The sequence below is a fragment of the Streptomyces sannanensis genome (assembly GCF_039536205.1).
Classification (GTDB): Bacteria; Actinomycetota; Actinomycetes; order Streptomycetales; family Streptomycetaceae; genus Streptomyces; species Streptomyces sannanensis.
Genome location: NZ_BAAAYL010000001.1, coordinates 5,390,742 through 5,415,321 on the forward strand (window position 1 = coordinate 5,390,742; position 24,580 = coordinate 5,415,321).

Sequence of the window (24,580 nt, forward strand, 5' to 3'; positions counted from 1 at the left end):
CCACGGACGCATCGAACCCAGCCACCAACACCGATCATGCGTTCCGCGTACCCGCAAACCCCTGGAAACCAGCCCGGTTCACCCCATCGAGGGACACCCCGGCCAACCACGGCCAACAACCGAATCAGCAGTTGGCGACCCGAACATGAAGGAGTTGCGCCCGGGGTCCGCGGGTGACAGCGAAGTGCGCATCCTGTTCATCTTCGATCCACTTCGTCAGGCGGTGCTCCTGTTGGCTGGCGACAAGGCCGGAAACTGGGAAGGATGGTACGAGGAGGCCATCCCGATTGCGGACGCGCGGTACGAGGACCATCTGAAGGTTCTGGAGGCGAAGGAGGCCGGCGGATCATGATCGGAACGGGCGTCTACCGCACGGAGGACGAGTTCCTGGAGGAATTCGTGGCCCCCGAAGACCGTGAGGGCGTCAAGCAGCGTGCGGCCCAGCTCATCGCGGAGAACCATGGCGCGCGGCTCGCGGAGCTGCGGGAACAGGCCCACCTTGACCAGGAGGAGGCCGCCCGGCGGATGGGCGTCTCTACTGCCCGCGTCGCAGAAATCGAGAGCGGCAGGGATGCCTCCCTGAACGTGATCAAGGCGTTTCTGCTGGCCATAGGGTATGAGGATGTTGAGCTGACTGCTGTGAGGAACGGCAACCGATTCCGCATCGCCTGATCCACAAGGAAGGCTCTGGCCAACGCCGCGAGTCTAGGCAGGGTCCACGTTCCAGACGTGGGGCAGGTCGCCGCCGCAGAAGACGCAGACGAAGTCGGCCTCGCGCACGATGTTGTGCTCCCCGCAGCTCTCGCAGCGTCGGAAGACGACCTCGTGCGTGAAACCGGCAGGGTGGCCGAGACCGGCGAGGTCCAGGGCTCGGGCCACGGTCGGCCAGGAGGTGACGTCCGGGCAGTAGCCGGTCGACTGGTTGCTGACCTCGCTGACCGCCCACTCACCGGCCTCGCGAGCGAAGCTCATCTCGCCCGCGCCCAGGACCTTGCCGCCGCCCGCGCACGCCACATGCTCGCTGCGGCGCGGTGCGAGCCGCAGGACGCCCTCCAGGTCGACGACGAAGGTGAAGGGCTCGGCGAACTCCGTCGCCGGCTGCCCGGAGGCCCAGTCGTCGAAGTCGGCGGGCGAGCGGATCGGCCGGCCCTCGCTCCCGGGCCGGACCATGGCCCTGAGCTCGGCAGGGCCCACGTACCGGTAACTCACCACCAGGTCACCCCTTGCGCGACAGAACCTCCACGTAGTGAGGGTTGTACATGATGCCGAGGACGTTCCCGAAGAGAGGCCGGCCTGCCTCCCACGGAGGGCCGGACGGGCGACTTCCTCGGCCACCCCGGTGCGCCGCGGGTCCGGCGGCCGCGGTCAGAGGGCCGGGACGCTGCTCCAGGGCCGGACCGTCTCGATCGCTGTCGCGGCGCGGAAGACCGTGGTGTCGTCGTAGGAACGACCGACGATCTGCACGCCCGTCGGTACTCCGGTCGAGGCGAAACCGGACGGCACGCTCAGCACCGGGCAGCGGCTCGCGATGTTGAACACCGTGGTCAGTGAGGCCTCGAGGTAGGTGTCGAGCTCGATGCCGTTGATCACGACCTTCGTCGACAGGTAGTCGTCGTCGGCCGCGAACGCCGGGATGGCGATGGTGGGGCACAGCAGCACGTCGTAACGGTCGAGGAGTGTGCCGAGCTCCGCCTGCAGCCTGCCCTCGATGGCCAGTCCCTCCAGGAAACTGCCCGGCTCGCTCGCTGCGCGGCCGGACCGTTCGGCGAAGTCCAGCGCGTACGGGGTGAGCTTGTCGCCGTGCTCGGCGGCGACCGAGGAGACGTACGGGCCGAAGATCGTGCCGAAGTGGATCAGCGCGGCCTTCATGACGTCCGCGCGCGTGATCGCGACCTCGACCTCGTCGACGACCGCCCCGGCGGCGCGCAGTGCCTCGGCCACCGCGCGGGTGTTGGCCTCGACCTCGGGGTCGACCGGCCAGTCCCCGAGGGTGACCGACAGCGCGACCCGCAGACCCGCGGCGCCCTCGAACTGCTCAGGAAGGACCAGCTTGGGGTGGAGCGAGACGCCGTCCAGCGGATGCGGCCCCGCGATGACGTTCTGCAGGAGGGCGCAGTCGGCGACGGTGCGTGCCATCGGGCCGTCGTGGCAGTACGTGTCGAGGTTGAACGGCGCCATCGCCGGTACGCGGCCGTACGGGGGCTTGAAGCCGACCGTGCCCGTGCACGAGGCGGGGATGCGGATCGACCCGCCGATGTCGGAGCCGGTCGCCAGGGTGGTCTCGCCCGCCGCGAGCGCCGCGCCGGCGCCGCCCGAGGAGCCGCCCGGGGAGAACTCCAGGTTCCACGGGTTGCGCGTGACGCCCCACAGCCGGGACTGCGTGAACGCCGCACAGCTGAACTCGGGTGTTGTGGTCCGCGCGTGCATGATGCCGCCGGCGGCCTGGACGCGCTCGACGACCGGGTGGGTCTCCTCGGCGATCTCGTTCTCGTACGCCAGGGAGCCGTCCGTGGCGCGGCGGCCGGCGATGGGCTGCTCCTCCTTGGTGGCGACGGCCAGCCCCTCCAGCGGCCGGGGCGGCTCGCCCTTGCCCGCGTAGCGTGCTTCCGCCTCGCGGGCGGCGGCCAGGGCCTCGTCGAAGGTGCGCTCGGCGAGGGCGTTGACCTTCGGCTCGACCGCTTCGGCGCGCGCGATGACCGCGGTCATGAGCTCGACGGGGGACAGCGAGCGGTCACGGAAGCGGCGGAGGGCCTCGGTGGCCGGCAGATAGGCGAGGTCGGTGAGGTCGGTCATGGGGAAGTCCTTCATGAGTGTGTTCCGGGGGATCAGGTGAGGGAGCGGCGGCCTTCGGAGATGCGGGCCGGGTCCCAGCCGCGTCGCGGCACGGAGTTGAGGAGCAGGCGCGTATAGCCGTGCTGAGGAGCCGTCAGCACCTGTGCGGTGGAGCCGGATTCGACGATCCGGCCGGATCTGAGCACGACGACGTCGTCGGTGATGTGCCGGACGACCGCCAGATCGTGGCTGACGAAGAGGAATCCGATGCCCTCGTCGCGCCGGATGGTCGTGAGCAGGTCGAGGATCTGCGCCTGGATGGACACATCGAGGGCGGCGACCGCCTCGTCGAGCACGAGCACCCGGGGCCGCGCCGCCAGCGCCCGCGCGATGGCCACGCGCTGCCGCTGCCCGCCGGACAGCCGGCGCGGGAGCGCTCCGGCCTCGCGCTCGCCCAGCCCCACCTGGTCGAGGAGTTCGGCGACCCGGCTGCGCCGCGCTTCGGCATCGAGCGGGAAATGCAGCCGCAGGACCTCCTCGATGCACTGGCTCACGGGGATGCGCGGGTCGAGCGAGAGATACGGGTCCTGGAAGACCATCTGGATCTCGCGGGCGCGCGCCAGGCGTTCGGCGCGGCCGCGGGCCCGCGCCGAGCGGTCGCGGCCGTCCAGGTGGACCGTGCCGCCGTCGGGTGTCTCCAGGCCGACGAGCATGCGTACGGTGGTGGTCTTGCCGCTTCCGGACTCGCCGACGATGCCGAGCGAGCCGCCCGGCGGCAGGGTGAACGACACGCCGTCGACCGCCGTGTGGTCCCCGTACTCCTTCCGCAGCCCGTCCACCACAAGACCGCTGTCGGTCGTCACAGCAGGATCCCTTCGTCGGCACGCAGGCATGCGGCGAGACCTTCGCCGTGCCGCGTCAGTACGGGGGTCTCGGCCGAGCACCGGTCCTGCGCGTGCGCGCAGCGCGCGGCGAACGCGCAGCCGGGCGGGGATTCGGCGAGGGAGACCGGGCGGCCCCGGATGGGCCGTGGTGCCCCCGCGCCCGGTTCGATGCGGGGGGTGCTGGCGAGCAGGCCGGCCGTGTACGGGTGGCGCGGCCGCTCGAACAGGTCCTCGGCGCCGCGTGTCTCGACGATGCGGCCCGCGTACATCACATAGATCCGGTCGCAGATGGCCGAGGCCAGTTCCAGATCGTGGGTGACGAAGAGCATCCCCGTGCCGCGCTCGGCCTGCAGGCGGGTGAGGATCGCGATGACCTCGGCCTGGGTCGTGACATCGAGCGCGGTCGTCGGCTCGTCGGCGACCAGCAGGGACGGCTCGCCCGCGAGCGACGCCGCGATGACGACGCGCTGGAGCATGCCGCCGGAGAACTGGTGCGGGTAGCGCCGGAGCGCCCCGCGCGGGTCCCGGATGCCGACGGCTTCGAGGAGTTCCTCGGCACGGGTGGCCGCCACGGCCGCGGGTACGCCCGCCGTGCGCAGCCCCTCGGTGAGGAAGTCGCCCACGCGGCGCAGCGGATTGACGGAGGCGCGCGGGTCCTGGAAGACCATCGAGACCTGACGGGCCCGCAGATCGCGCAGTCCTGCGCGGTCCATGGTCAGCACGTCACGTCCGGCGACGCGTACCTCGCCGTCCGTCCGCGCCCGCTCCGGAAGCAGTCCGAGCACACTGCGGCAGGCGACCGACTTGCCGGAGCCGGACTCACCGACCAGGCCGACGGTCTCACCCGCGGCGACGCGCAGCGAGACACCGTCCAGGATCGGCCGGGCCGCATGCCCTTCGGGCAGCCGCACGCTGAGATCGTCGATCTCCAGAAGGGATTCCTGTGTCGTCATGAGCCTCACCGCTCCCGCTTCGCGACCCGGTCGGCGAGCCCCTCGCCGACGATGCTGAACGCCACGACGGCGAGCACGATGCACACGGACGGTGCGAGCGCGGGCAGCATCGCGCTCTGCTGGAGCGCCGACTGACCCTCGTTGATCATGGCGCCCCAGTCCGCGGTGGGCGGCTGCACACCGAAGCCGAGGAAGGACAGCGCGGCAAGGTCCATCAGGGCGTACCCGAAGTTCATCGCGGACTGCGCCAGTACCGTCGGGATGATGTTGGGCAGCAGATGCCGGACGCAGATGGTCCAGCCCGACCAGCCCTGCACGAGATAGGACTCGATGTACGGACGGGCCTTCTCCTGGCGGGCGATACCGCGTACCAGACGTCCCACGTAAGGGGCGTAGGCGATCGCCATGGCGATGACGGGTGCGGTCATGCCGGGACCGACGACCGCCACCAGCATGATCGCCAGAAGCAGGCCGGGGATCGCGAACACCAGGTCCATCGACCGCGACAGGAGCGCGTCGGCCCAGCCGCCACGCCACGCGGCGACCCCACCGAGCAGGATGCCCAGCACCGTCGACAGGGCGACGACCAGCAGCGGCCCGAGCAGTCCGGTGCGCGCGCCGTACAGCAGGCGCGACAGGATGTCGCGGCCCGACTGGTCGGTGCCGAGGAGGTGGTTGCCGCTGGTGCCGACGAGGCTGGCCGACAGGTCGAGGGCCTCGGGGTCGTACGGCGCGAGAAGCGGTGCGAACACCGCGATGGCCACGAGCGTGACGAGCAGCAGGACGGCGGCGAGGAACAACGGCCCCTGGCCGAGCGCCCGCAGCCGTCGCAGCCCCGGACGCCGTTGCAGCGGGGTGACGGTGGTCGCGGTGGTCATGAGGCACCTCGCCCGACGAGGGACAGCCGGGGGTCGATGAGCGGTACGAGGAGGTCCACGACCAGGTTCACCAGGACGAAGGCCGCCACGGTGAGCAGGGTGACCGCCTGCACGACGGGGAAGTCCTTGACGGTCACCGACTGCACCAGGAGCGAGCCGATGCCGGAGACGTCGAACGCCGTCTCGACGATCGACGTGCTGACCAGCAGACCGGCGAGCATGGTGCCGCCGACCGTGACGATCGGGCCGAGCGCGTTGCGCAGAACGTGCCGCCGCACCACGGCACCCTGGGCGACCCCGCGCGAGCGCGCCACCTCGACGTGCTCGCGTTTCAGCTCGTCGAGCATCGCAGAGCGGGTCACCCGCGCCAGCAGCCCGGCGAAGGCGACGGCGAGGGCGAAGGCGGGCAGGGTCAGGTGGTAGAGCCGGTCCGTGAAACCGGTGGGGGTGCCGCCGGGTCCCGGGAACCAGCCCAGCTGGACGGAGAACAGCGAGATCAGCGCGATCGCGCTGACGAACGACGGGGTCGCCGTGGCCACGCCCGTACCCAGCAGCACGGCGCGGTCGACCGGGCCCGGGCGCAGCGCGGCGACGAGGCCGGCCAGTACGCCGAAGACGCCGATCAGGACCGCCGAGTACACGATGAGGAACGCGGTGCCGGGCACCCGCGACGCGATGAGCGAGCCGACGTCCTGCCGGAACTGCACGGAGCGCCCGAAGTCGCCGTGCAGCACGCCGCCCAGCCACTTCAGGTACTGGGTGAACAGCGGGTCGTCCAGGTGGTACTGGGCGCGCAGCGCGGCCTTGGTCTCCGGCGACGCCGGCCGTCCGCTGAGGAGGAAGGACACCGGGTCCCCGGGGGCGAGGTGCACGGTGCTGAAGACCACGAAGGAGGTCACCAGCAGCACTGCCACCAGCCCGAGGAGCCGGCCGACGAGGTATCGGGTCATCAGCTCGCGGATCCGATCGTCGCCGCCCAGGGGTAGTACAGCTGCGCGATGCCGGCCGGGGCGCCGGTCACGCGGCTGCCGAGGAAGACCGTGTACGGCGCCTCGTAGAGCGGGATGATGGGCAGTTCCCGTACGGCGATCTTCTGCAGCTCCGCGGTCAGGTCGGCACGGACCGCCGGGTCGGCCTCCGCGTTCGCCCGGTCGAAGGCCGCGTCGTACTCGGGGTTCGACCAGTTGCCGTAGTTGCCGAAGTCGCCGGTGCGCAGGTACTGGTAGAACTCCAGCGGGTCGGGGGTGTTGTCGTACCCGTTGGTGATCACCAGGTCGATGCCCTTGCGGGCGTTCGGGTCGATGAAGAGCGTGCTGTACGCCTCCGGAGCGACCGGCTTGAGCTGGACGTCGAGACCGATCTGTTTGCCGGCCGCCTGTACGGCGTTGGCGACGACGCTGATCTCGGGGGCGAGCGTGCTGGTCACGATGACCACCTTCTTGCCCTTGGCGCCGGCCTGCTCGATCAGCTTCTTGGCGCCCGCGATGTCGTAGGCGGGCTCGGGGAGCGCGTCGAAGTAGCCGTCCGTCTTCTCGGGGACGAGGGCCCAGGCACCGCGGGCGGCCGGAGCCTTGGCGGGGACACCCACTCCGCCGGCGGCGGCCTTGATGACGGCCTTGCGGTCGATCGCCATGGACAGGGCCTGACGGACCTTCACATCGCCGAGGGTGCCCTTGAGGTTCGTCACCGCGAGATCGGCCGCCGCGGTGTTCGGGCCGAAGTACAGCTTGCCCTTCGGGGTCGACCTCAGCTGCGCGAAGGAGGAAGCAGGCACCATGTACCCGCCGTCGACGGAGCCGGAGAGGAAGGCGTTGGCGCGCGCGGCCGGGTCCTCGATGAAGACGAACTTGACGCTGTCCGCCTTGGGCGCCAGGGAGGTGTCCCAGTAGGCGGTGTGCTTCTTGAGGGTGATGCTGTCGCCCTGCGCCCAGCTGTCGAGCGCGTACGGGCCGGTGCAGTTGACCTTGCCCTTCGGATTGCCGTAGTTCTTGCCGGCCTTGGCCAGGTACGCGGCGCTCTCGACGGTTCCGGGGGAGGCCGCGAGGAGTTCGTCGAGCAGGATGTCCGGCTTGTTGAGCTTGACGGTCACCTCGAGGGGGCCGCTCTTGGTGATCGAGGCGACGTTCTTGAACGACGAGCCCCAGGTGGAGCCGGTGGCCGGGTCCATATGGCGCTTGAGGGAGGCCACCACGTCGTCCGCGGTCATCGTCGAGCCGTCGTGGAACTTCACGCCGGACCGCAGGGTGTACACCCAGGTCTTCGGGTCCGGGTTGGCCGACTTCTCGGCCAGGCCCGGCGCGATCTTCATATCGGGCGTGACGCGGAACAGCTGCTCGCACACGTTCGCGAGGACGGTGTTCGGCGGGTAGTCGTACGCCTGTGCGTAGTCGAGCGTGTAGGGCTCGGCGTACAGCGACCAGGTGTAGGACGGGACCGGACCCTTGGCCGCCGGCGTGTCGGGCGAGACCTCGTAACCGGAAGCGGAGGGATCCGTCTTGCCGGTCGAGGCACCGGAGCAGCCGGCGAGAGTCCCCGCCGCGACCGCGGTGCCGGCGAGAAGTGCCGTGGTTCTGGAAACGCGCAAGGAGGCCACCCCTTTCATGGGGGTAGTGACGGGCGCTGGGAGTTGCAGGCGAGTATTGATGCGGGAACGTTCCCGCACAAGGGTTTGCGGGAACGGTTTTCCTGAGGTCACAGGGATGTTTCCGACGGGTCGCGAGGGGGTGACGGGAGGCGCGGGGGGCTGGCAGCATTCGGCACATGACCGAAACTCCGCGCCGCGGCGTCCCGGCCGCCGTGCCCCGGGTCCGTCTCGTCGATGTCGCCCGTGAGGCAGGGCTGTCCAAGACCACCGTCTCCGCCGCACTCAACGGCACCGGACGCCTCTCGCCGGCCGTGCGCGAGCGCGCACGCGAGACCGCGCGCCGCCTCGGCTACCGGCCCAACGCGACCGCGCGGCTGCTGCGCACGGGGCACGCCAGGCTCATCGGCTACGCCGTGGGGGAGTACCCGGCAGGACCGGGGTCCTACATGGACTCCCCGTACTTCGCCCAGCTGACCAGCGCCACCGCGACAGCGGCCCTGAAACACGGCTACGCCCTGGTGCTGCTGCCCGCCGGCTCGTCGCCGGGCGAGTGGGCCGATCTGCCGCTCGACGCCGCGATCGTCGCGGACCCGCTCGCGGAAGATCCCCTCATCGAGCACTTCGCCGCCGCGCACATTCCGCTGTTCACCGACCGCTCGGTCGAAGGCCGGCCCGGTACGCACTGGGTGGACATCGACACCGAGGCCGCCGTACGCGAGGTGCTGGACCATCTGCGCGCCGAGGGCGCCCGGAGCATCGCGGTCGTCTCTCCCGACAACACGACCCGCTTCCACATCCGGGCCCTGAGCGCCTTTCGGGGCTGGTGCGCCGAGAACGGGACCTCACCGCAGGTCACGCTCTCCGCCCTGCCCGGCAACGGTCCCGTCGTCGGGGCCGTGGAACAGGCGCTCACCGGCCCCGGGAAGCCCGACGCGCTGTTCGTGCTCTCCGAGGCGAACCCGGCGCTGGTCCTCGACGCCGTACGCCGCCTCGGCCGCTCGGCCCCCGGCGACCTGCTGCTGGTGTGCGCGAGCGAGGACACCTCGGCCGCGCACACCGACCCGCCCGTGACGACACTCAGCCTCCAGCCGGAGCGCGTCGCGGAGAAGGGCATCGAGTTGCTGATCGCCGCGCTGGAGAGCGGCAGCCAGGAGCCGACGGGCGCCCTGGTCCCGACGAGGCTGGAGACCAGGGCGTCGTCGCGGCGCGGGCTCGCCGGGCCCGCGGGCTCACGCTGAGTGCACCAGCGCCCCTCCGACGTACGTCTGCAGGACCCGGGCCTCGGCGATCTCCTCCGGCGGGGCGGTGAAGATGTCGCGGTCCAGGACCACCAGGTCCGCGAGATTGCCCGGCTGAAGACTGCCGGCGTCGTCCAGGCCGTTCACGTGGGCCGTGCCCGCCGTGTACGCCGCCAGGGCGGTGGTGAGGTCGAGGCGCTGCTCCGGCAGGAAGACCCGGCCGTCGGTGGCCTCGGGCTCCATCCGGTTGACGGCGACATGGAGGCCGGCGAGCGGGTCCGGGCTGCTGACCGGCCAGTCGCTGCCGGCCGCGAGGGTGGCGCCGGCCCGCAGAAGGGAGCCGAACGGGTACTGCCAGGCGGTACGTTCCGGTCCGAGGAAGGGGATGGTCAGCTCGTCCATCTGGGGCTCGTGAGCGGCCCACAGCGGCTGGATGTTGGCGATCGCGCCGAGCCGGGCGAACCGCGGCAGGTCCTCGGGGTGGACGACCTGCAGATGGGCGAGGTGGTGCCGGTTGTCGCGCAGTCCGTTGGCGGCGCGGGCGGCCTCGATGGCGTCCAGCGCCTCGCGCACCGCGCGGTCGCCGAGCGCGTGGAAGTGCACCTGGAAGTCGAGCGCGTCCAGTTCGGTGACGTACGAGCGCAGCGCCACCGGGTCGACGAAGCTCAGGCCGCTGTTGGCGGTGGTGCAGCCGCAGGCGTCCAGATAGGGGCTGGTCATGGCGGCGGTGAAGTTCTCCGCGATGCCGTCCTGCATGATCTTGACGGACCCGGCGCGGAACCTGCCGTGGTTCAACTGCTTGCGGCGCTCGATCAGTTCGGGGATCTGCTCTCCGCCCCGCTCGCGGTCCCACCAGAGCGCGCCGTTGACCCGGGCGGTCAGAGTGCCCTCGCGGGCGGCGGCCAGATAGGCGTCGGAGGGGTCGGGCTGGCCGTTGAAGACGCCGAGGATGGCGTCCTGCCAGCCGGTGATGCCGAGCGAGTGGAGCATGCTCTGCGCGCGCAGCAGTCCGGCAAGCCGGTCGGCGGTGGTGGTCGCGGGCAGCAGGCGTGCGACCAGTTTGGTCGCGCCCTCCTGGAGAACGCCGCCCGGCGTGCCGTCGGGCTCCCGCTCGATGCGGCCGTCGGACGGGTCCGGAGTGTCCTTGGTGAGCCCGGCCAGCTCGAGCGCGCGGGTATTGGCCCAGGCGCCGTGGTGGTCGCGGTTGACCAGGTACACGGGGCGGTCGGGGACCACCGAGTCCAGCAACTGCCGGGTGGGGAGGCCCCCTTCGAAGCTCTCCATGGACCAGCCGCTGCCGGTGATCCAGGTCCGGTCGGGGTGGGCGTCGGCGAACGTGCGGATGCGGTTCAGATAGTCGTCGACCCCCACGGTGCCGGTGAGGTCGCACTCGGCGAGCTCCACACCGCCGAAGACGGCGTGGATGTGCGCGTCCTGGAAGCCGGGGATGAGCAGTTTGCCGCTGAGATCGACGACTTCGGTGGCGGGGCCGATCAGCTCCCGTACCTCGTCGTGGCCGACGGCGGTGATCCGCTCCCCGGTGACGGCGAGGCTGCTCGCCCGGGTGCGGGCGGGGTCGCCGGTGTGGACGGGGCCCCGGGTGAAGACGAGATCGGCCTTGGACATGGGATCGCTCCAGTGGGTCGGGGGCGGCGGGCCGTGGGACGGACTCGCCGAGGGGGCGGGACATGACGATCCGCAGGTGCGCGGGGCGCACCTGCGGGCCGTCGTCAGTCGGCGGTGCAGGGACTGGTGCCGTAGCCGCGGGAGAAGTATGGCGCCCGGCGGCCCCAGCGGGCCCAGGCGGCGACCAGCAGTCCGGAGCCGAGCATCAGCACCGGGATGAGCAGGGCGAACCAGCCGTTGTCGGCGGAGAGTTCGAAGTGGTCGGCGGAGTCGTAGAAGGTCCACGCCAGGTAGGCGCCGACGGCGAGCAGGGTGACCGCGCCGAGCACCGGGCCGACGACCGCCCGCAGGGCCTCCTGCGGCGAGGTCCGCAGCAGATGGCGGAAGCGTACGGCGGCGGCGATGGCGGTCAGGGCGTAGTAGAACGCGACCAGGATGCCGATCGAGTTGACGGCGGCGTAGATCACGTCGTTGACGGTGGGAATGACCAGCGACAGCAGCGCGAGGGCGACGGCGAACGCGGTGATCAGCAGAGTGCCGGCGGCGGGCGTCTCGTAGCGGGGGTGGACGCGCGTCCAGACGCGGCCGAGGACACCGTCCCGGCCCATCGCGTACATGCCGCGGGCGGTGGGGATGACCGAGGCCTGGAGGGACGCCGCCGCGGAGAACATCAGGGCGATGAGAGGCAGTGCGGCCAGTGGCTGATCGGCGAGCTTCTCGCCGAAGTAGGCGAGCCCCTGGGCGCCGTTGTCCGCCAGCTCGTCCAGCGGCAGGACACGCTGGAAGGCGGTGCCGCAGAACAGGAAGAGCAGCAGCATGACGGTCAGGGCGATGAAGCCGCCGCGGGAGGCGTCGCGCGGGTCCTCCACCTCCTCGCTGACGCTGAAGATCGACTCGAAGCCCCAGTAGCAGAACACCGCCAGCACCATGCCCTGGGCGAGCGCGGAGAGTGAGGGGATGGCGAACGGGTTGAACCAGTCCAGCGAGAACGGCTGGTCGCCGACGATCAGGCCGTAGCCGCAGAAAGCGATCAGCACGGCGTACTCGAAGATCAGCAGCCACTTCTGCAGCGCGGCCGCGTGATGCACCCCGCGGACCGCCACCAGGGCGGCGCCGATCAGGACGGCCAGGCCCAGACAGGTGGACTGCACGGTGGAGTTCGGGTCGAGACGGAGTCCCGCGACGCTGTGGACGGACGCCTGTCCGAGGAGCTGGATGATTGCCGAGCCGGTCACCGTGGTGGTGTACGCCATGAAGACGACGGTGCCGACGACGTTGACCCAGCCCGTCAGGAACCCCAGCCACGGACTGAGAGTGCGGCCGACCCAGCTGTAGCTGCTGCCCGCATTGGGGTTGTCGCGGACCAGCCGCCCGTACCCGCCGGCGATGCCGAGGATGGGCAGGAACGCCAGCAGCATGATCGCGGGCAGGTGCAGGCCGACGATGGCGGCCATCAGACCGAGGCCGATGCCGACGCTGGTGGTGGCCGCCGTACTGGAGGCGGCGATTGCCACACCGCCCCAGACGCCGAGCGACTTGCGCATGGTGGGACCGGGCGTTTCGACGCCCGCTCTCGGGGCTCCGCCCGAGTCCGTCACAGGTGCTGCCAATGGACCAATGCCTTGCTCGTGGAGGGTCCGGCCGAGAGGCCGGTGGGGAGGGACGCAATGAAACCCGCGCTCCCGTTTACAGGTCAATGGTGTTGTCATAAGGTCCGGGCATGGCCGAGCGAGTGGTTCCTGAGCAGCAACGGCGGCGACGAAGGCCGACCAAGCAGGGCACGGTGCTCTCCGAGCAGATCATCGTGCAGACCGCCCTGCGGCTGATCGGGCAGCACGGGGCGGAGGCACTCACCGTCCGGCGGCTCGGCGCCGCACTGGGCGCCGATCCGAGTGCGCTGTACCGGTACTTCCGCAACACCGACGAGCTGCTGCTGGCCGTCGCGGACGAGCTCATCGGCCGCGCGCAGGAAGGCTGGGAGTCCACCGGCGACTGGCGCGCCGACCTGCGCGAGATCGGCCTGCGCGTCCATGCCGCGTACCAGGCGCACCCCCAGGCCGCGGTGCTGGCCGCGCACCGGACCACCGGACGGGAGAACGAGACATGGGCGGTCGAGAGCATGCTCGGCGTGCTGCGCTCGGCGGGCTTCCCGGACGAGGAGGCGGTACGGATCTACCACGCCTTCGTCGACCAGGCGCTGGCCTTCGCCGCCCTGGACGCGGCCGAACTCGCGCTGCCGGCCCCCGCCCGGACGGCCGACCTCCAGGTCTGGCGGGCGAGCTACGGCCGGCTGCCCGCCGGCACGCACCCGAACATCGCCGCGACGGCCCACATCCTGGCCGACGACATGATGCTCAGCGGCTATCCGTTCGCACTGGAGCTGCTGCTCGAGGCGTCCGCCGCGAGGCTGGCCTCCCGGCGGGGCTGAGCCCGCGAGCCGGGTGACGTGCTCCGTGCTGGTGGGCCTGGGGGCACCTCTGGGGGCACCCCCAGCGGTAGCTGGGGGAGGTAGCTGGGGGAGTGTCCGTCCTCAAGCGCCGGATGGGCTGCGGTGCTGACGTTCTTCGTCCGGGCGGCCGGTGTGTCCGTCCTCAAGCGCCGGACGGGCTTGTGGGTTGTTGCCGGTTGCCGGTGGCCGCTCCGGGGGTACCGTCCGGGCCGGGCATGATTTACGCCGCGCGTTCTCGTGGTCCGTTGGTTTGACCGGCACGTTCGCGCGTCACAAATCACGTTTTACGGCCCGGCCGGCACCCCCTGCGCGGCCCCCTTCACACGCCGCGGGGTTGTGGGCGGTCGTTCTGCGGGGTGATGGGGGCCACCGGGCCGCACCCCAACAAGCCTGTCCTTCCAGCCCGTCCTGGGGGAGCTTGAGGTGGCCCAGGCGCTCACCCAGTGGCACGCGCGTCAGGACGAGTCACTGCTCGACGCCTACTCCGAGACCGCGCTGCGCTGCGTCTGGCGGGCCGAGCACTTCTCGTACACCATGACCACCCTCCTGCACGCCGGCCCCGCGGAGTCGGACTTCGACCGCCGGCTGCGCCTGTCCCACCTGCGCTACATCGCCTTCTCCGAGGCGGCGTCGGCCTCGATCGCGGAGAGCTACGTCGGCCTGGACGGAAGCTGAGCCGTGGCCGCGGTGGCGCAGGGGCCCCGTTCCGTGGGCACGGGACGGGGCCCTGCACTGCCCTATGCGCGCTACGAGCGGGTCAGCGAGGCCGGCTGCACATCAGCAGCCGCTGGTGCATTTGCCGTCGGTCCAGGATCGGTCGATCTTGGGCCTCCCCGTGGGTTTCGAGTCCAGGCCGTCCTCGTTGGCCATGCGGTCCTGAGCGATCACCTGCGGCGGCTGGTTCCTGCGGTACTGGACCACCTCCATGTCCGGGTAGGGGTCTCCGCTCCGTGTCACAGTTACAGACGACTTGTTGGCCGCGATGGTGACATCGTTGTCGACCGCGAAGATCCGAATGAGACTGTTGACCCCGTGCAGACCGAGGTCGAGCTTGTCCGGCGTGGACGAATGGCCGTACGACGAGTAGTTCAGGACATTCCAGCTCTTCCGGCTCTTCCATGTATTTTCCGGATTGGCGTTGAACAGCAGTGATTGCGCCGAGATCGAGATGGATGGCGCCTCCATCTTCCGCGGCGGTGCGTGAGGGCTCTTGAAGCTGCCCATCGTGAACGAATTGGTGTGGGAGGCAGACACCTTGAAGGTCACGTCGCCCGAGGCGGTGTCCCAGAACAGGACCATGCGGTAGGGCGCGTCCGGATCCACGGAGAAAGTTCTGTCGTCGCCCAGGAGTAACGCCCCCAAGGGCGTGTAGACCGCTTTCTTGGTGTGGATGTAGAACCTCATCATGATGATGCCGCGGTCCTCACCCTTGCCCACGTTGAACTTCCCGAACTTGGTGCCATTTCCCCCCTCCGACAACATCACCCGCTTCGCCGCGTCGTAGCGGTCGTAGACACGGCCGAACTTGAAGGTGTGCGTGCGCAGAGCGCGGGACGCCGGGCTGGCGATGCTGAAGGCCGGCCGGGCGTACCTGATGGACTTCCGGGCGAACGCGGCCCCCATACGGAGCATGGAGCGGAGGGACCACTCGCCGCTCGGATCCGCGTCGGTGACGGGCGAGTTGTTCGCGTAGGAGTAGGCGTTGAGCTGCTGCGGGTCGGAGAGGTTCATCACCGGATCCGCCGAGATGAACTTTCCGTTGGCGGCGTCGTACTCGCGTGCGCCCACATGGGTCAGGCCCGTGGACGCGTCGTTCGTACCGCCGACGAATCCCCGCTCGCCCGGCCAGCTGCCGGCCGCCGGCTGGGTTCCGCGCGGGGTGCCGAAGGGGCCGTGGTCGCGGCGTTGGTAGCTCAGGGTCGCCGCGTCGACCGTCACCTCGTCGGTTCCGTGGTGGTCGCCGAGCAGGTACGACACCGAGCCGTCCGAGGACCGGGTGACCGTGGCCTTGCCCGCCGGGTAGTAGCGCAGGCCGCTGACCGTCGCCTTGGCCGTGTCCAGCCGCAGTTCCTGGCTGCCGAGGTAGAGCGTGACCGCGCCGGGGTCCCGGCGCAGCAGCCGGGTGCCGTCCGCGTCGTACAGGAAGGTGGACGTCTTGCCGCCCACCGTCGACGAGGCCATACGTCCCTCGGCGTCCCAGGTGATGCTCTGGTCACCCGCGGTGGTCACCCGGCGCGTGGTGTTGCCCGACGCGTCGTACTCGAAGGTGTCGGTGCGCGCTCCGGAGCCGGTCACGGCGACCTGCTCCATGGCGTGCGGCCGGTCGCCGCCGGGGCCAGGGTACGCGTAGGTGCGCGTCACGTCCTCGGCGGTGTCGCCGGACGGGGCGTGCCGGACCTCGCTGGTGCGGTTGCCGACCGCGTCGTACGTGTACGAGTACCAGTACGGGCTGACACCGCCGACCTGCGGCCGTACGTCCGTGGACGGCTTGAGCGCGCAGTCGTCGGTCCCGGTCCAGGCGTTGGTCAGCCGGGCCGCGAAGTCATGGGTGAAGCACTGGGTGTCGGTCACCGCCTTGTCGTCTCGGTCGTTGCGGATGCGGGTGATGTTGCCCGACGGGTCGTAGGTGTAGGTCTTGTTGTCGATGGTCTGCGGGCCGTCCGCCTCCCGGTCGTTGACGACTCCGGCGAGCCGGCGTGTGGCGTCCTCGTAGCTGAACGTCTGCACCACACGGCCGCCGATGTCTCCAAGCACGGTCTGCAGGACCTCGCCGAAGGGCGAGTACTGGGTGCCCAGCGAGTACACGTCCGTGCCGTTGCCGACGGTGGCCGGCAGGCCGTAGGTGGTGTAGCCGTGCCGGACGGTTTCGGCGGGGAGACCGCCGCCGGCCGGATAGCTGGTGGTGGCGGCGAGACCCGTGTTGGGGGTGTAGGTGTTGGCGAACTCGTAGGTGCCCGCGAGCTTGCCCTCGGCGGCGGGGACGGTGATCACCGAGCCGGTGGCGTGGCCCGCCGTGTCATAGCCCTTCACCGCGGTGGTGTACGCGTTGCCGTTCTCGTACCTGACCGACTTGGTGAGCTTCCCCACGCCGCCGGGCAGGGTGTCGTACGTCCACTCCGCGAGCGCGGTGCCGTTGACGTCGTCCTTGCGGAGTGAGGTCGCCCGGCCGAGATCGTCGTAGGTGTACGCGAGCGTCTGCTTGCGGGCGTCGGTGGTGGTGGCGACGAGGCCGTCGGCCCGGTAGGTGGTGGTGACGGTGCCCTTGTCCGGGTCGGACGACTGGACCTTGCGGCCACGCAGGTCGTACCCGGCCGTCCAGGTGTTGCCCGCCTCGTCGACCACCTTGGTGAGCCGGTCCGCCGAGTCGTAGCCGTACTTCACGGACTCGTACCTGTCGGCGGAGGCGTCGAGGACGGGGTTGCGGTCCTTGTACTCGCGCAGCTCGACGGGCTTGTCGTGGGCGTTGACGACCGTGAGGACCGCGGTCCCGCCGACGGGCGGAACGGTCGCCGTCCAGTTGCCGCCGTAGCTCGTGGTGCTGCGCCACTTCTCGACGCCCTTGGACAGGAGAACGGACGCGGTGGGGCGCCCCTGGCCGTCGAACTCGGTCACCGTCTGGGACGGCACGACGTTGTCGGCCACCGCGTGCACGGACGAGCCCGTCGGCTGGTCGTTGTAGTACTCGCCGTTGGTCTTCCAGGCGCGGCCGTGGCTGTCGTAGAAGGTGTCGCTGACCAGCCTGCCGGTGCCGCCGTGGGCGTCGGTCTGGGTCTGGCGCCGGCGCAGCATGCCGTCGTACAGCGTGACGGCGGTGCGGTACTGGCCGTTCTCCAGGAGCGTCCTGGACGTCACCGTGGTCGGGCCGGTGTTGCGCACGAGGTACGAGAAGGTGACGTCCGCCGGGGCGGTCTTGGCCCGGCCCGGCTTCCACGCGGCGACGAGCCGGCCCAGGGAGTTGTAGTCCTGGTGGGTGACACGGCCGTTGGCGTCGGTCGCCTTGACCGTGAGCCCGCGCAGACCGTCGAGATCGGCGTAGGTCACATGACCCTTGGCGTTGGTGGTCTTGACCTGGGTCGGCTGGGCGCCGCTCGCGGGAGTGTAGGCGGTGACGGACCTGGCGCCCGCCGCGTCCGTGTCCTCCACCCTGCGGCCCATGGCGTCGTGGACGGCGGTGGCCGTGGTCACGAAGACCGGATCGCCCTGGAGGCCGAAGCGGTCCAGCTCCTCGATCCGGCTCGGGTTCGCCTTGCCGGCCACGGGGGCGGCGCCGAAGGCGCCGTTGTCGTACGTCGTACGGGTCTCTCCGATGATGTTTGCGGGGGCGGCCGGGGTGCCGCAGGCTGCGGAGGTCTTCTGCTCCGACGCGATGTACGCGATCAGCCAGTTCGTCGTGTCGGGCGTCGTGTGCGTGGTGCGGGTGCACATCTCGTCACCGCTGACCGCGAGGTCGCCCTCGTCGGAGGAGGTGACGGTCTGCCCGTACTCGTCGAAGGAGTTCGTCAGCCGGGTGGTGCGCCAGGTTCCGTCCGAGAGCAGCGTCCTCGTCGACACGACCCGGGTGTCGGCCTGGTAGGCCTTCAGGTCGGTCGTTCCGGTCCTCTTCATGCTCGCGGTCTCGCGGGACCAGGGCTCGGACGTCGAGACGACGACGGGCGAGCCACCGTCCTTGTCGTAGACGGCGGACTCCAGTTCCATGCCGGCGTAGGGCTCGGCGTCGGAGTGGGTCCGGCCGGCCGAGTCGGTGACCGTGGCTCCCTCGATGCCGCGGAGGAAGACGGTCTCCTCCAGGGTCCGGTTCTCCGCGCCGGTCCGGGTGCGCACCTTGGCATAGCCGCGGAAGTCGCCGTGCGTGCGGTGCTTTTCGAGGGTGAACTCGCTGGTGTCCTTGGCCCAGGCGATCCCGCCGAGGTACTCGTACTCGGTCACGGCGGAGTCGGTGTCGGCCACCTTGTCGTCCTCGACGACCTTGGTGACGACGTACTTGTGGAACCAGTCCTTCACCGGTTCGGTGCCGCCCTCCGGCGTCCACCACGCCGGGTAGCAGCGCTTGGTGTTCGTCTCGGCGGCAGGGGGCGCGCTGTAGACGCATTCCGTGGGCGAGTAGGTGACCAGGGTGTCGGCGCCGCTCTCGCTGCTGATACGGGTGATGCGGTACTTGTTCAGCGGAGGACGTCCCTCCGCCGCGTCGACCCGGTTGGGCATCAGCGTGCCGCCGAAGGTCACCGCAGGCGTGGACAGGGCCGTACCGCCGGCCTTGCCGGTGCGGACGACGGAGGCGAGCCACAGGTCCGCGCCGCCCGCGTCACCGGTGCCGGGGAACTGGTGGGTGAACGTCCATGTGTCGACGTCCACGAACACGCCGGCCTTCAGGGCCTGGGTGGTGACGGAGGTCAGCCGCTTGCGCGACCAGAAGGTCGGGGACCCGCTCATGCAGTCCTTGCCCACCTCGCAGACCTGGTCGACCGGTGTGTCCGGCCAGTTCGCGGCGTGAGCCTTGTCGAAGGCGCAGTCGGCGGTGCTGCCCAGGCAGCGGTCGGCGGTGCCGAACAGCACCCGGGCCGCGGGCTGGAAGGCGTGGACCTGGCCGGCGCGGTGACCGTACTCGATGCGGTTCAGGAGACCGCCGCGCACGTAGGTGACGTCGGCCTTGGGGATCGAGGTCTGCTCCCCGCCCGAGTTCTTGGCGTAGGCGTTGGTCTCCTTGTCGTAGAAGAGCGCCATCGCGTTGCCGTGCGGATCCACGACGTAGTCGAGGTTCCAGCGCCAGGCCTGGTTGCGCCACGAGTCGGCGAAGGCGGTCGCGTGCCCCGGCTCACCGGCGTGGTTGCCGAAGACGGGAGTGGTGAACGCCGAGCCGGTTTCCGGCTTGCCCGCGACCCAGCCCGGGAGACGGTTCCTGCCGAAGAAGTACTGGGTGCCGTCGAGCGTGGTCACCTTCCAGTACTCGTTGTCGTCGTCGCCGTTGGCGGTGTCGGCGGACGTGCCCCTGACGCGCTCGACGCGCGAACCGTCGTCGTCGGCCGGCTTCCACACCTCGCTGGTGCCGACCCGCACCAGCGGGGTCGACGAACCGTTCAGCGACAGCACGGCGTTGTCCGACTTCCAGCACAGGTCGCCGGACTTGGTGCCCGCGTTGGAGCCCGTGGCGTTGTCGTCCTTGCAGCTCATGTACTGGCGCTCGATGAACCCGAGCTCCATGGACCAGCCCTCACCGACCGCGGACGACTGGTTGTTCGTCGCGGCGGTGCGCCCGTCGATGGACGACGAGGAGTAGCCCAGGCCCAGCTTCGGCGTCAGATCGCCGGGCACCGGTGGCACCGCCAGCGGGTACTGCCAGGTGAAGCCGCCCTCGTTGCCGCCCGCGGACCAGGAGCCGGAGGGTGACAGCGAGGTCGCCTTGAAGTCGCCGTTGCCGCCCTCGGAGGAGGCGGTCACCGCCAGCACGGTGAACGCGGACGCGTCCGCGGCGAGGGCGACCTCGGCGGTCAGCGTTCCCGCCTTGCTGTCGTTGTGCGTCGGCAGCGGCTCCGGCACCCGGCAGGAAGCCTTGTCCGGTTGGGTCAGCGCACAGGAGGGAAGCTGGACCAGGCGCAGCCGGGAGGACCAGTCGGCTCCGTAGGCGTCACGGAAGGCGGTGTAGTCGAGCTGTACGGAGGCGCGGCCGGGCGCGGCGGTGCCGTCGTCGCGGGCGACGCCGACCAGCACTCCGTCGACGCCCGCTCCGGCGGCCCTCCCGCGGTCGGTGGTCCGTACCCGGATCCTGTCCGGCACGGCCTCGGGGGTGGTACGCCCCTTGCTCTTCCGCGCCGTCAGCGGGGCGAAGCGCAAGGGCATCCCCTTGGCCTCGGCGTGCGGCAGCCCGTAGACGCTCTTGCCCGCCGCGCTCCTGGCCAGTGCCGCGGGAGCAACGGCGGTGAGGTCGACCCGCGTCTCACCGGCGGCGGGCCAGACGGTCCTGCCGGGCCGCCACGGCTTCCTGTCGGTATCGCTGACGGCGGCGCGCGCGTGACGGGAGCCGATGGCGGTGCCGGGAACGGATGCGGTCCGCTGTACGGGGCGGACCTTGAAGTCCTTCTTGTCGAGGGCGACGGCTCCCGCGTCCGGCAGGAGCGTCACCGTGAGCGCTCCGGCCAGCAGGAAGCCCAGCGCGGCCGTGCCCTTCCCGAGGCGCCGGGTGCGACGGCGTCCGCCGCCCCGCCCGTCCCCGGTGAGTCTCGATGTCCCCACCCACTTTTGAGGCAATGTGGAATCTCCGAATTCAGTTGAAAGGGCACCCGGTCGTCGGGTGCCCCGGGGAAATTAGCACCAGGGAGAAGCAGTTCGGAAAGCGTGTGTGCAACACAGGGCAGGAGTGTGGAATTCCGGACTTCCAGAGTGGCGATTTCTGGCCATTCCGGAATATGAAAGTCCGGTTCTGTTTCACTGCCCCAAATGCGAGGACGTAAAGATGATCTTCCGCCCTAAAGGGTATTTTCGGGTCGAAGTCATAGGCTGCGCGATGGTGTCGAAGTCCGCTGTGGAAAAGGAACGCGCTACGCTCCCGCACTGAAATGAGAAAACTCCACGAGGGGGCGGAAAATTGAGAGGTCATCGATCCAGATGGCTTCGGCACCGACTGCCTGCCGCGACAGCGGCGATGGCACTCGGAATGGGCGGCCTGATACCCGTGACCACGGCGTCCCAGGCCCTGGCCGAGGAGATGCCACCGGGCAGGACCACGATCCGGGCCGCGGAGGCGCATGGCACCGGGGCGTCCAGGACTTCGGAGGAAACCGAGGCACTGCGGAAGGCCGCACACAGCGGCCGGCCGGCCGAGATCCTGGGCAGGCGCGACGAGACCACCCAGGTGCTGGCCAACCCTGACGGGACGTTCACCTGGCGCCAGTACGTACGTCCCGCCTTCGCCAGGGCGGGCGGTGCGTGGCGAAAGGCGGACGCCACCCTGGAACGGCGGCCCGACGGGCGGCTCGCACCGGTCGCGGCCGTCTTGGGGCTCTCCTTCTCCGGCGGCGGCAGCGGTCCGCTGGCCACCATGGCGAAGAACGGCCGTACGCTGTCCCTCACCTGGCCCGGCGCCCTGCCCGAGCCGCGGCTGGACGGCGACACCGCCGTCTACCCGGAGGTGCTGCCCGGCGTCGATCTGAGGATCCGGGCCGACGTGGACGGATTCGCCCAGCACCTCGTGGTCAAGTCCCGTGAGGCCGCCGCCGACCCCCGGATCGCCGAGCTCTCCCTCGGCCTGAAGGGCGAGGGCACCCGGCTGACCGCCGACCGCCGGGGAAATCTCACGGCCACCGACAGCAAGGGCGCAAAGGTCTTCAGCGCGCCCGCCCCGGCCATGTGGGACTCCTCCCACCTGTCGAAGGCCGAGGCCGACAAGCTGCGCACCGGCAGCGCGCAGGCCGAACCGGCTCCCTCTGCCAGACTGGTCGAGATGGACACCGAGGTGGCCGGCGACCGACTGCGCATCGTCCCGGACGCCGCGATGCTCAAGGATCCGAAGACGGTCTTCCCGGTCGTCATCGACCCGGTCTTCTCCGGCGGCCAGCGCAACAACTGGGCCCTCGCCTACAAGCAGACGAGCAACCCGAACATCGCGGGCACCGCGTACTGGAACGGCGGCACCTTCACCGACAAGCTGGCCCGGGTAGGCTACGAGAGCCAGACCGGCTTCACGGGACGCTCGTACTTCCAGATGAACACCAAGGGCCTCCAGGGCTCCAGGATCATCAGTGCCGTCTTCAACGTGTTCAACAACCACTCGTGGTCCTGCACCGCCACCCCCGTGGAACTCGGCTGGACCGGGCCGATCTCCCCGTCCACGACGTGGAACAAACAGCCCGATTGGCTGCAGACGCTCGAGACCAGGACCTTCGCCCACGGCTGGTCCACGACCTCCTGCCCGGCCAAGGGCGAGGACTTCGCGGCCGCCCCGCTGAAGAGCGCGGTCCAGCAGGTCGCCGACGCAGGTGGCGCGGACCTGACCCTCGGCCTGCGCTCACGCGCGGACTACGAGACCAACACGCTCAGCTGGAAGAAGTTCCACAGCGACCCGTATCTGGAGGTGACGTACAACACCCCGCCGAAGGTCGATTCCTCCGCCGCCTACCAGGGCTCGTGGAGCCTGCATGCGACCGGCCTCCAGCCCCTCTCGTGCTCCGCGGACCCGGCCACCTGGCCGACTGCGGGCAACACCGGTCTCACCCTGACCGCGCAGGTCTCCGACGCCCAGGGCGGCCAGCTCACCGCGGCCTTCTCGCTCGCCGAACACCAGGGTGCCGTCGTCACCGCGCCCACCACCACCGTCACCTCGGGCGGTATCGCGCAGGTGCGCGTCCCGGCCTCTTCCCTGGTCGACGGCAGGACGTACGAATGGACCGTGCAGGCACGCGACGGCACCGACACCTCCGCGTGGACGGCGCCGTGCCGCTTCAGGGTCGACAAGACCGCCCCGGCCAAGCCGACGGTCACCGCGGCCGACGGCTACGCGCTGGACGTGGCCCAGGTGAAGGCGCGGGAGAACCGCACGATCAGATTCGCCTCCAGCGACACGGTCGGCCTCGACGGGTTCTGCTACACCCTGAACAATCCGCTCGCCGTCGCCGGCACGAAGTGCTCCAACGGCACGTTCGTGGCGGCCGGCCCCGACGGCACGGCCACGGTCACGGTGAAGCCCAGCCTCTGGCCGAACAACCGGCTGCACGTCCAGGCTTACGACAAGGCGGGCAACACCTCCCCGTACGACGGCGGTGACGGATCGCCGGAGACGGACACCACGCTGATCGTCACGGACCGCCCCGACTTCGTGCGCGGACCCGACGGCAGGGCCCGCGGGGACCTGCCCGGCGACCTCGACGGTGACGGCCATATCGACATGCTCACCACCGCGACCGACGGCAACCTGCGGCTGTACGCGGGCGACGGCGCGGGAACAGGAGACGTGAAGGCCGGTGTGGTCGTCGACAGGGGCGGCTGGAACGGCGCCCGGATCGCGCACCGCGGAGACTTCGTCTCCGCCACCGAGGGGCAGACGAAGGACGGTTACGAGGACTTCTTCGTCAAGATCGGCAACAAGCTCTATCTTTACCCCGGTGACGGGAACGGCATGCCCCTGCCGTCCCAGCGCAAGGAACTGATCCATCCCGCCAACAAGCAGACCGGCCCGCTGACCGGCGCGGTTGGCGGCAAGTGCCTCGACGTACGATCCGGAAGCACCGCCAACGGCACTCCGATCCAGTACTACACCTGCAACGGCACGGCGGCACAGGACTTCCACCTCACCGGTGGAGCGCTGAAGGTCCTGGGCAAGTGCGTGGCGGCGGCCGGCACCGACAACTTCGCGGCCGTCACGCTCTGGGACTGCGACGGGAGCCCGGCTCAGCAGTGGCTCGACCGCGGTGACCGCTTGCTGGTCAACGCCGCCTCCGGCCGTTGCCTCGACCTGCCCTGGGCGAACCCGGCCGACGGCAACGCCCTGGCGGTCTACGACTGCAACGGCACCGACGCCCAGGTGTGGAACGTTCCCGGAAGCTGGGCCGGTGTCCGCCAGATCGTCACCCCGGGCAACGCCGACGGCATGCCGGGCAGTGACCTCATGGTCCAGGAGGGCGCGGACATGTGGCTGTACAGCGGCACGGCCGAGGGCCCGCTGAGCGCACAGACCGGCACCCATCAGCTGCTGCCGGGCACAAAGGTCGGTGGCGCCGCGTGGGACCAGTACGACTGGCTCGCGCCCGGCGACATCAACGGTGACGGCTCGGTCGACCTGCTGGGCCGCGCCACCACCGGCGACCCGGCGAGCACCGTCTACGGCAAGCTGTTCCTGTACCCGGGCAGCCTGACCACGGACCCGTCGACCGGAACCACGGCCTACGGCGTGGGAGCCCGGACCGCGTACGGCAACGGCGGCTGGCAGCCGGCGAGCATCCCGTCGCTCGCCTCCGCGGGCAACGCCCAGGGCACAGTGGTCGACAACGGTGACTACCGGCAGTTCGTGCCGACCGCCGGTGAGGAGACCCCCGACCTGTGGGCCACCATCGCCCAGGGCACCGGAAACCTGCGGTTCTACCCGGGCCGCGCGGCCGTCCACGGTACTCCGGTCGTCGTCGATGAGGCGGCCTGGACCAGCAGCGTGACCGGCATCTTCTGACCGGCACACCGCTTCCGCCACGCATGCCAAGGAGCCCCGTTCCCTGC

The 24,580-nt window shown here is 70.4% G+C and carries 16 protein-coding genes; 6 read left to right on the forward strand and 10 right to left on the reverse strand.

Going from position 1 to position 24,580, the window contains the following annotated elements; all coding sequences use genetic code 11:
• The first annotated feature begins 85 nt into the window (after positions 1–85).
• Positions 86–352 (forward strand): type II toxin-antitoxin system RelE/ParE family toxin, encoded by a 267-nt coding sequence (locus ABD858_RS25205; RefSeq protein ID WP_345044840.1) that lies wholly within the window; start codon positions 86–88, stop codon positions 350–352.
• The gene (locus tag ABD858_RS25210) at positions 349–672 is read left to right on the forward strand and encodes a helix-turn-helix domain-containing protein (protein ID WP_345041568.1); all 324 of its coding nucleotides are present in this window, start codon (positions 349–351) and stop codon (positions 670–672) included. Before ABD858_RS25205 ends, ABD858_RS25210 begins: the two co-directional genes overlap by 4 nt.
• A gap of 33 nt (positions 673–705) precedes the next feature.
• On the opposite strand, the gene ABD858_RS25215 is transcribed toward ABD858_RS25210, so the two are convergent.
• The 7 genes from ABD858_RS25215 to ABD858_RS25245 form a co-directional block, all read right to left on the reverse strand.
• The gene (locus ABD858_RS25215) at positions 706–1,170 is read right to left on the reverse strand and encodes a hypothetical protein (protein WP_345044842.1); all 465 of its coding nucleotides are present in this window, start codon (positions 1,168–1,170) and stop codon (positions 706–708) included.
• A 195-nt stretch (positions 1,171–1,365) separates the two neighbouring features.
• The gene (locus ABD858_RS25220) at positions 1,366–2,793 is read right to left on the reverse strand and encodes an amidase (protein ID WP_345041570.1); all 1,428 of its coding nucleotides are present in this window, start codon (positions 2,791–2,793) and stop codon (positions 1,366–1,368) included.
• 32 nt (positions 2,794–2,825) lie between these two features.
• Positions 2,826–3,665 carry an ABC transporter ATP-binding protein gene (locus ABD858_RS25225; RefSeq protein WP_345041573.1) on the reverse strand — a complete coding sequence of 280 codons (840 nt, stop codon included), beginning with the start codon at positions 3,663–3,665 and terminating at the stop codon, positions 2,826–2,828.
• Positions 3,632–4,609, reverse strand: a complete 978-nt coding sequence (locus ABD858_RS25230; protein WP_345041575.1) for an ABC transporter ATP-binding protein — start codon at positions 4,607–4,609, stop codon at positions 3,632–3,634. Before ABD858_RS25230 ends, ABD858_RS25225 begins: the two co-directional genes overlap by 34 nt.
• A 5-nt stretch (positions 4,610–4,614) precedes the next feature.
• The gene (locus ABD858_RS25235) at positions 4,615–5,487 is read right to left on the reverse strand and encodes an ABC transporter permease (protein WP_345041577.1); all 873 of its coding nucleotides are present in this window, start codon (positions 5,485–5,487) and stop codon (positions 4,615–4,617) included.
• Entirely contained in the window at positions 5,484–6,437 is a 954-nt protein-coding gene (locus ABD858_RS25240) for an ABC transporter permease (RefSeq protein ID WP_345041579.1), read from the reverse strand. Before ABD858_RS25240 ends, ABD858_RS25235 begins: the two co-directional genes overlap by 4 nt.
• The gene (locus ABD858_RS25245; RefSeq protein ID WP_345041581.1) at positions 6,437–8,071 is read right to left on the reverse strand and encodes an ABC transporter substrate-binding protein; all 1,635 of its coding nucleotides are present in this window, start codon (positions 8,069–8,071) and stop codon (positions 6,437–6,439) included. Before ABD858_RS25245 ends, ABD858_RS25240 begins: the two co-directional genes overlap by 1 nt.
• A gap of 176 nt (positions 8,072–8,247) precedes the next feature.
• Between ABD858_RS25245 and ABD858_RS25250 the strand changes: the two genes are divergently transcribed.
• Positions 8,248–9,309: a LacI family DNA-binding transcriptional regulator gene (locus ABD858_RS25250; RefSeq protein WP_345041583.1), complete on the forward strand. Its 1,062-nt coding sequence runs from the start codon at positions 8,248–8,250 to the stop codon at positions 9,307–9,309.
• On the opposite strand, the gene ABD858_RS25255 is transcribed toward ABD858_RS25250, so the two are convergent.
• Positions 9,301–10,935, reverse strand: a complete 1,635-nt coding sequence (locus ABD858_RS25255) for an amidohydrolase (protein WP_345041585.1) — start codon at positions 10,933–10,935, stop codon at positions 9,301–9,303. The two genes, ABD858_RS25250 and ABD858_RS25255, sit on opposite strands and share 9 nt — an antisense overlap.
• 104 nt (positions 10,936–11,039) lie before the next feature.
• Positions 11,040–12,479, reverse strand: a complete 1,440-nt coding sequence (locus ABD858_RS25260) for an APC family permease (protein WP_345041587.1) — start codon at positions 12,477–12,479, stop codon at positions 11,040–11,042.
• Positions 12,480–12,655: 176 nt separating this feature from the next.
• Between ABD858_RS25260 and ABD858_RS25265 the strand changes: the two genes are divergently transcribed.
• Positions 12,656–13,363: a TetR/AcrR family transcriptional regulator gene (locus ABD858_RS25265; RefSeq protein WP_345041589.1), complete on the forward strand. Its 708-nt coding sequence runs from the start codon at positions 12,656–12,658 to the stop codon at positions 13,361–13,363.
• Between the two features lie 444 nt (positions 13,364–13,807).
• The gene (locus ABD858_RS25270; RefSeq protein ID WP_345041591.1) at positions 13,808–14,059 is read left to right on the forward strand and encodes a Rossmann-fold NAD(P)-binding domain-containing protein; all 252 of its coding nucleotides are present in this window, start codon (positions 13,808–13,810) and stop codon (positions 14,057–14,059) included.
• A gap of 102 nt (positions 14,060–14,161) precedes the next feature.
• Here ABD858_RS25270 and ABD858_RS25275 read toward each other — a convergent pair whose 3' ends face one another.
• The gene (locus ABD858_RS25275) at positions 14,162–20,611 is read right to left on the reverse strand and encodes an RHS repeat-associated core domain-containing protein (RefSeq protein ID WP_345041593.1); all 6,450 of its coding nucleotides are present in this window, start codon (positions 20,609–20,611) and stop codon (positions 14,162–14,164) included.
• Positions 20,612–21,050: 439 nt separating this feature from the next.
• On the opposite strand from ABD858_RS25275, the gene ABD858_RS25280 reads away from it, so the two are divergent.
• The gene (locus tag ABD858_RS25280) at positions 21,051–24,533 is read left to right on the forward strand and encodes a ricin-type beta-trefoil lectin domain protein (protein WP_345041596.1); all 3,483 of its coding nucleotides are present in this window, start codon (positions 21,051–21,053) and stop codon (positions 24,531–24,533) included.
• The last annotated feature ends 47 nt before the right edge of the window (positions 24,534–24,580 follow it).

Coding starts and splice junctions, on each gene's coding strand:
- ABD858_RS25240 (WP_345041579.1), bottom strand. CDS start 6,437: ATGACCCGATACCTCGTCGGCCGGCTCCTCGGGCTGGTGGCAGTGCTG.
- ABD858_RS25265 (WP_345041589.1), top strand. CDS start 12,656: ATGGCCGAGCGAGTGGTTCCTGAGCAGCAACGGCGGCGACGAAGGCCG.
- ABD858_RS25250 (WP_345041583.1), top strand. CDS start 8,248: ATGACCGAAACTCCGCGCCGCGGCGTCCCGGCCGCCGTGCCCCGGGTC.
- ABD858_RS25225 (WP_345041573.1), bottom strand. CDS start 3,665: ATGCCTGCGTGCCGACGAAGGGATCCTGCTGTGACGACCGACAGCGGT.
- ABD858_RS25255 (WP_345041585.1), bottom strand. CDS start 10,935: ATGTCCAAGGCCGATCTCGTCTTCACCCGGGGCCCCGTCCACACCGGC.
- ABD858_RS25215 (WP_345044842.1), bottom strand. CDS start 1,170: ATGGTCCGGCCCGGGAGCGAGGGCCGGCCGATCCGCTCGCCCGCCGAC.
- ABD858_RS25220 (WP_345041570.1), bottom strand. CDS start 2,793: ATGACCGACCTCACCGACCTCGCCTATCTGCCGGCCACCGAGGCCCTC.
- ABD858_RS25235 (WP_345041577.1), bottom strand. CDS start 5,487: ATGACCACCGCGACCACCGTCACCCCGCTGCAACGGCGTCCGGGGCTG.
- ABD858_RS25210 (WP_345041568.1), top strand. CDS start 349: ATGATCGGAACGGGCGTCTACCGCACGGAGGACGAGTTCCTGGAGGAA.
- ABD858_RS25260 (WP_345041587.1), bottom strand. CDS start 12,479: ATGCGCAAGTCGCTCGGCGTCTGGGGCGGTGTGGCAATCGCCGCCTCC.
- ABD858_RS25230 (WP_345041575.1), bottom strand. CDS start 4,609: ATGACGACACAGGAATCCCTTCTGGAGATCGACGATCTCAGCGTGCGG.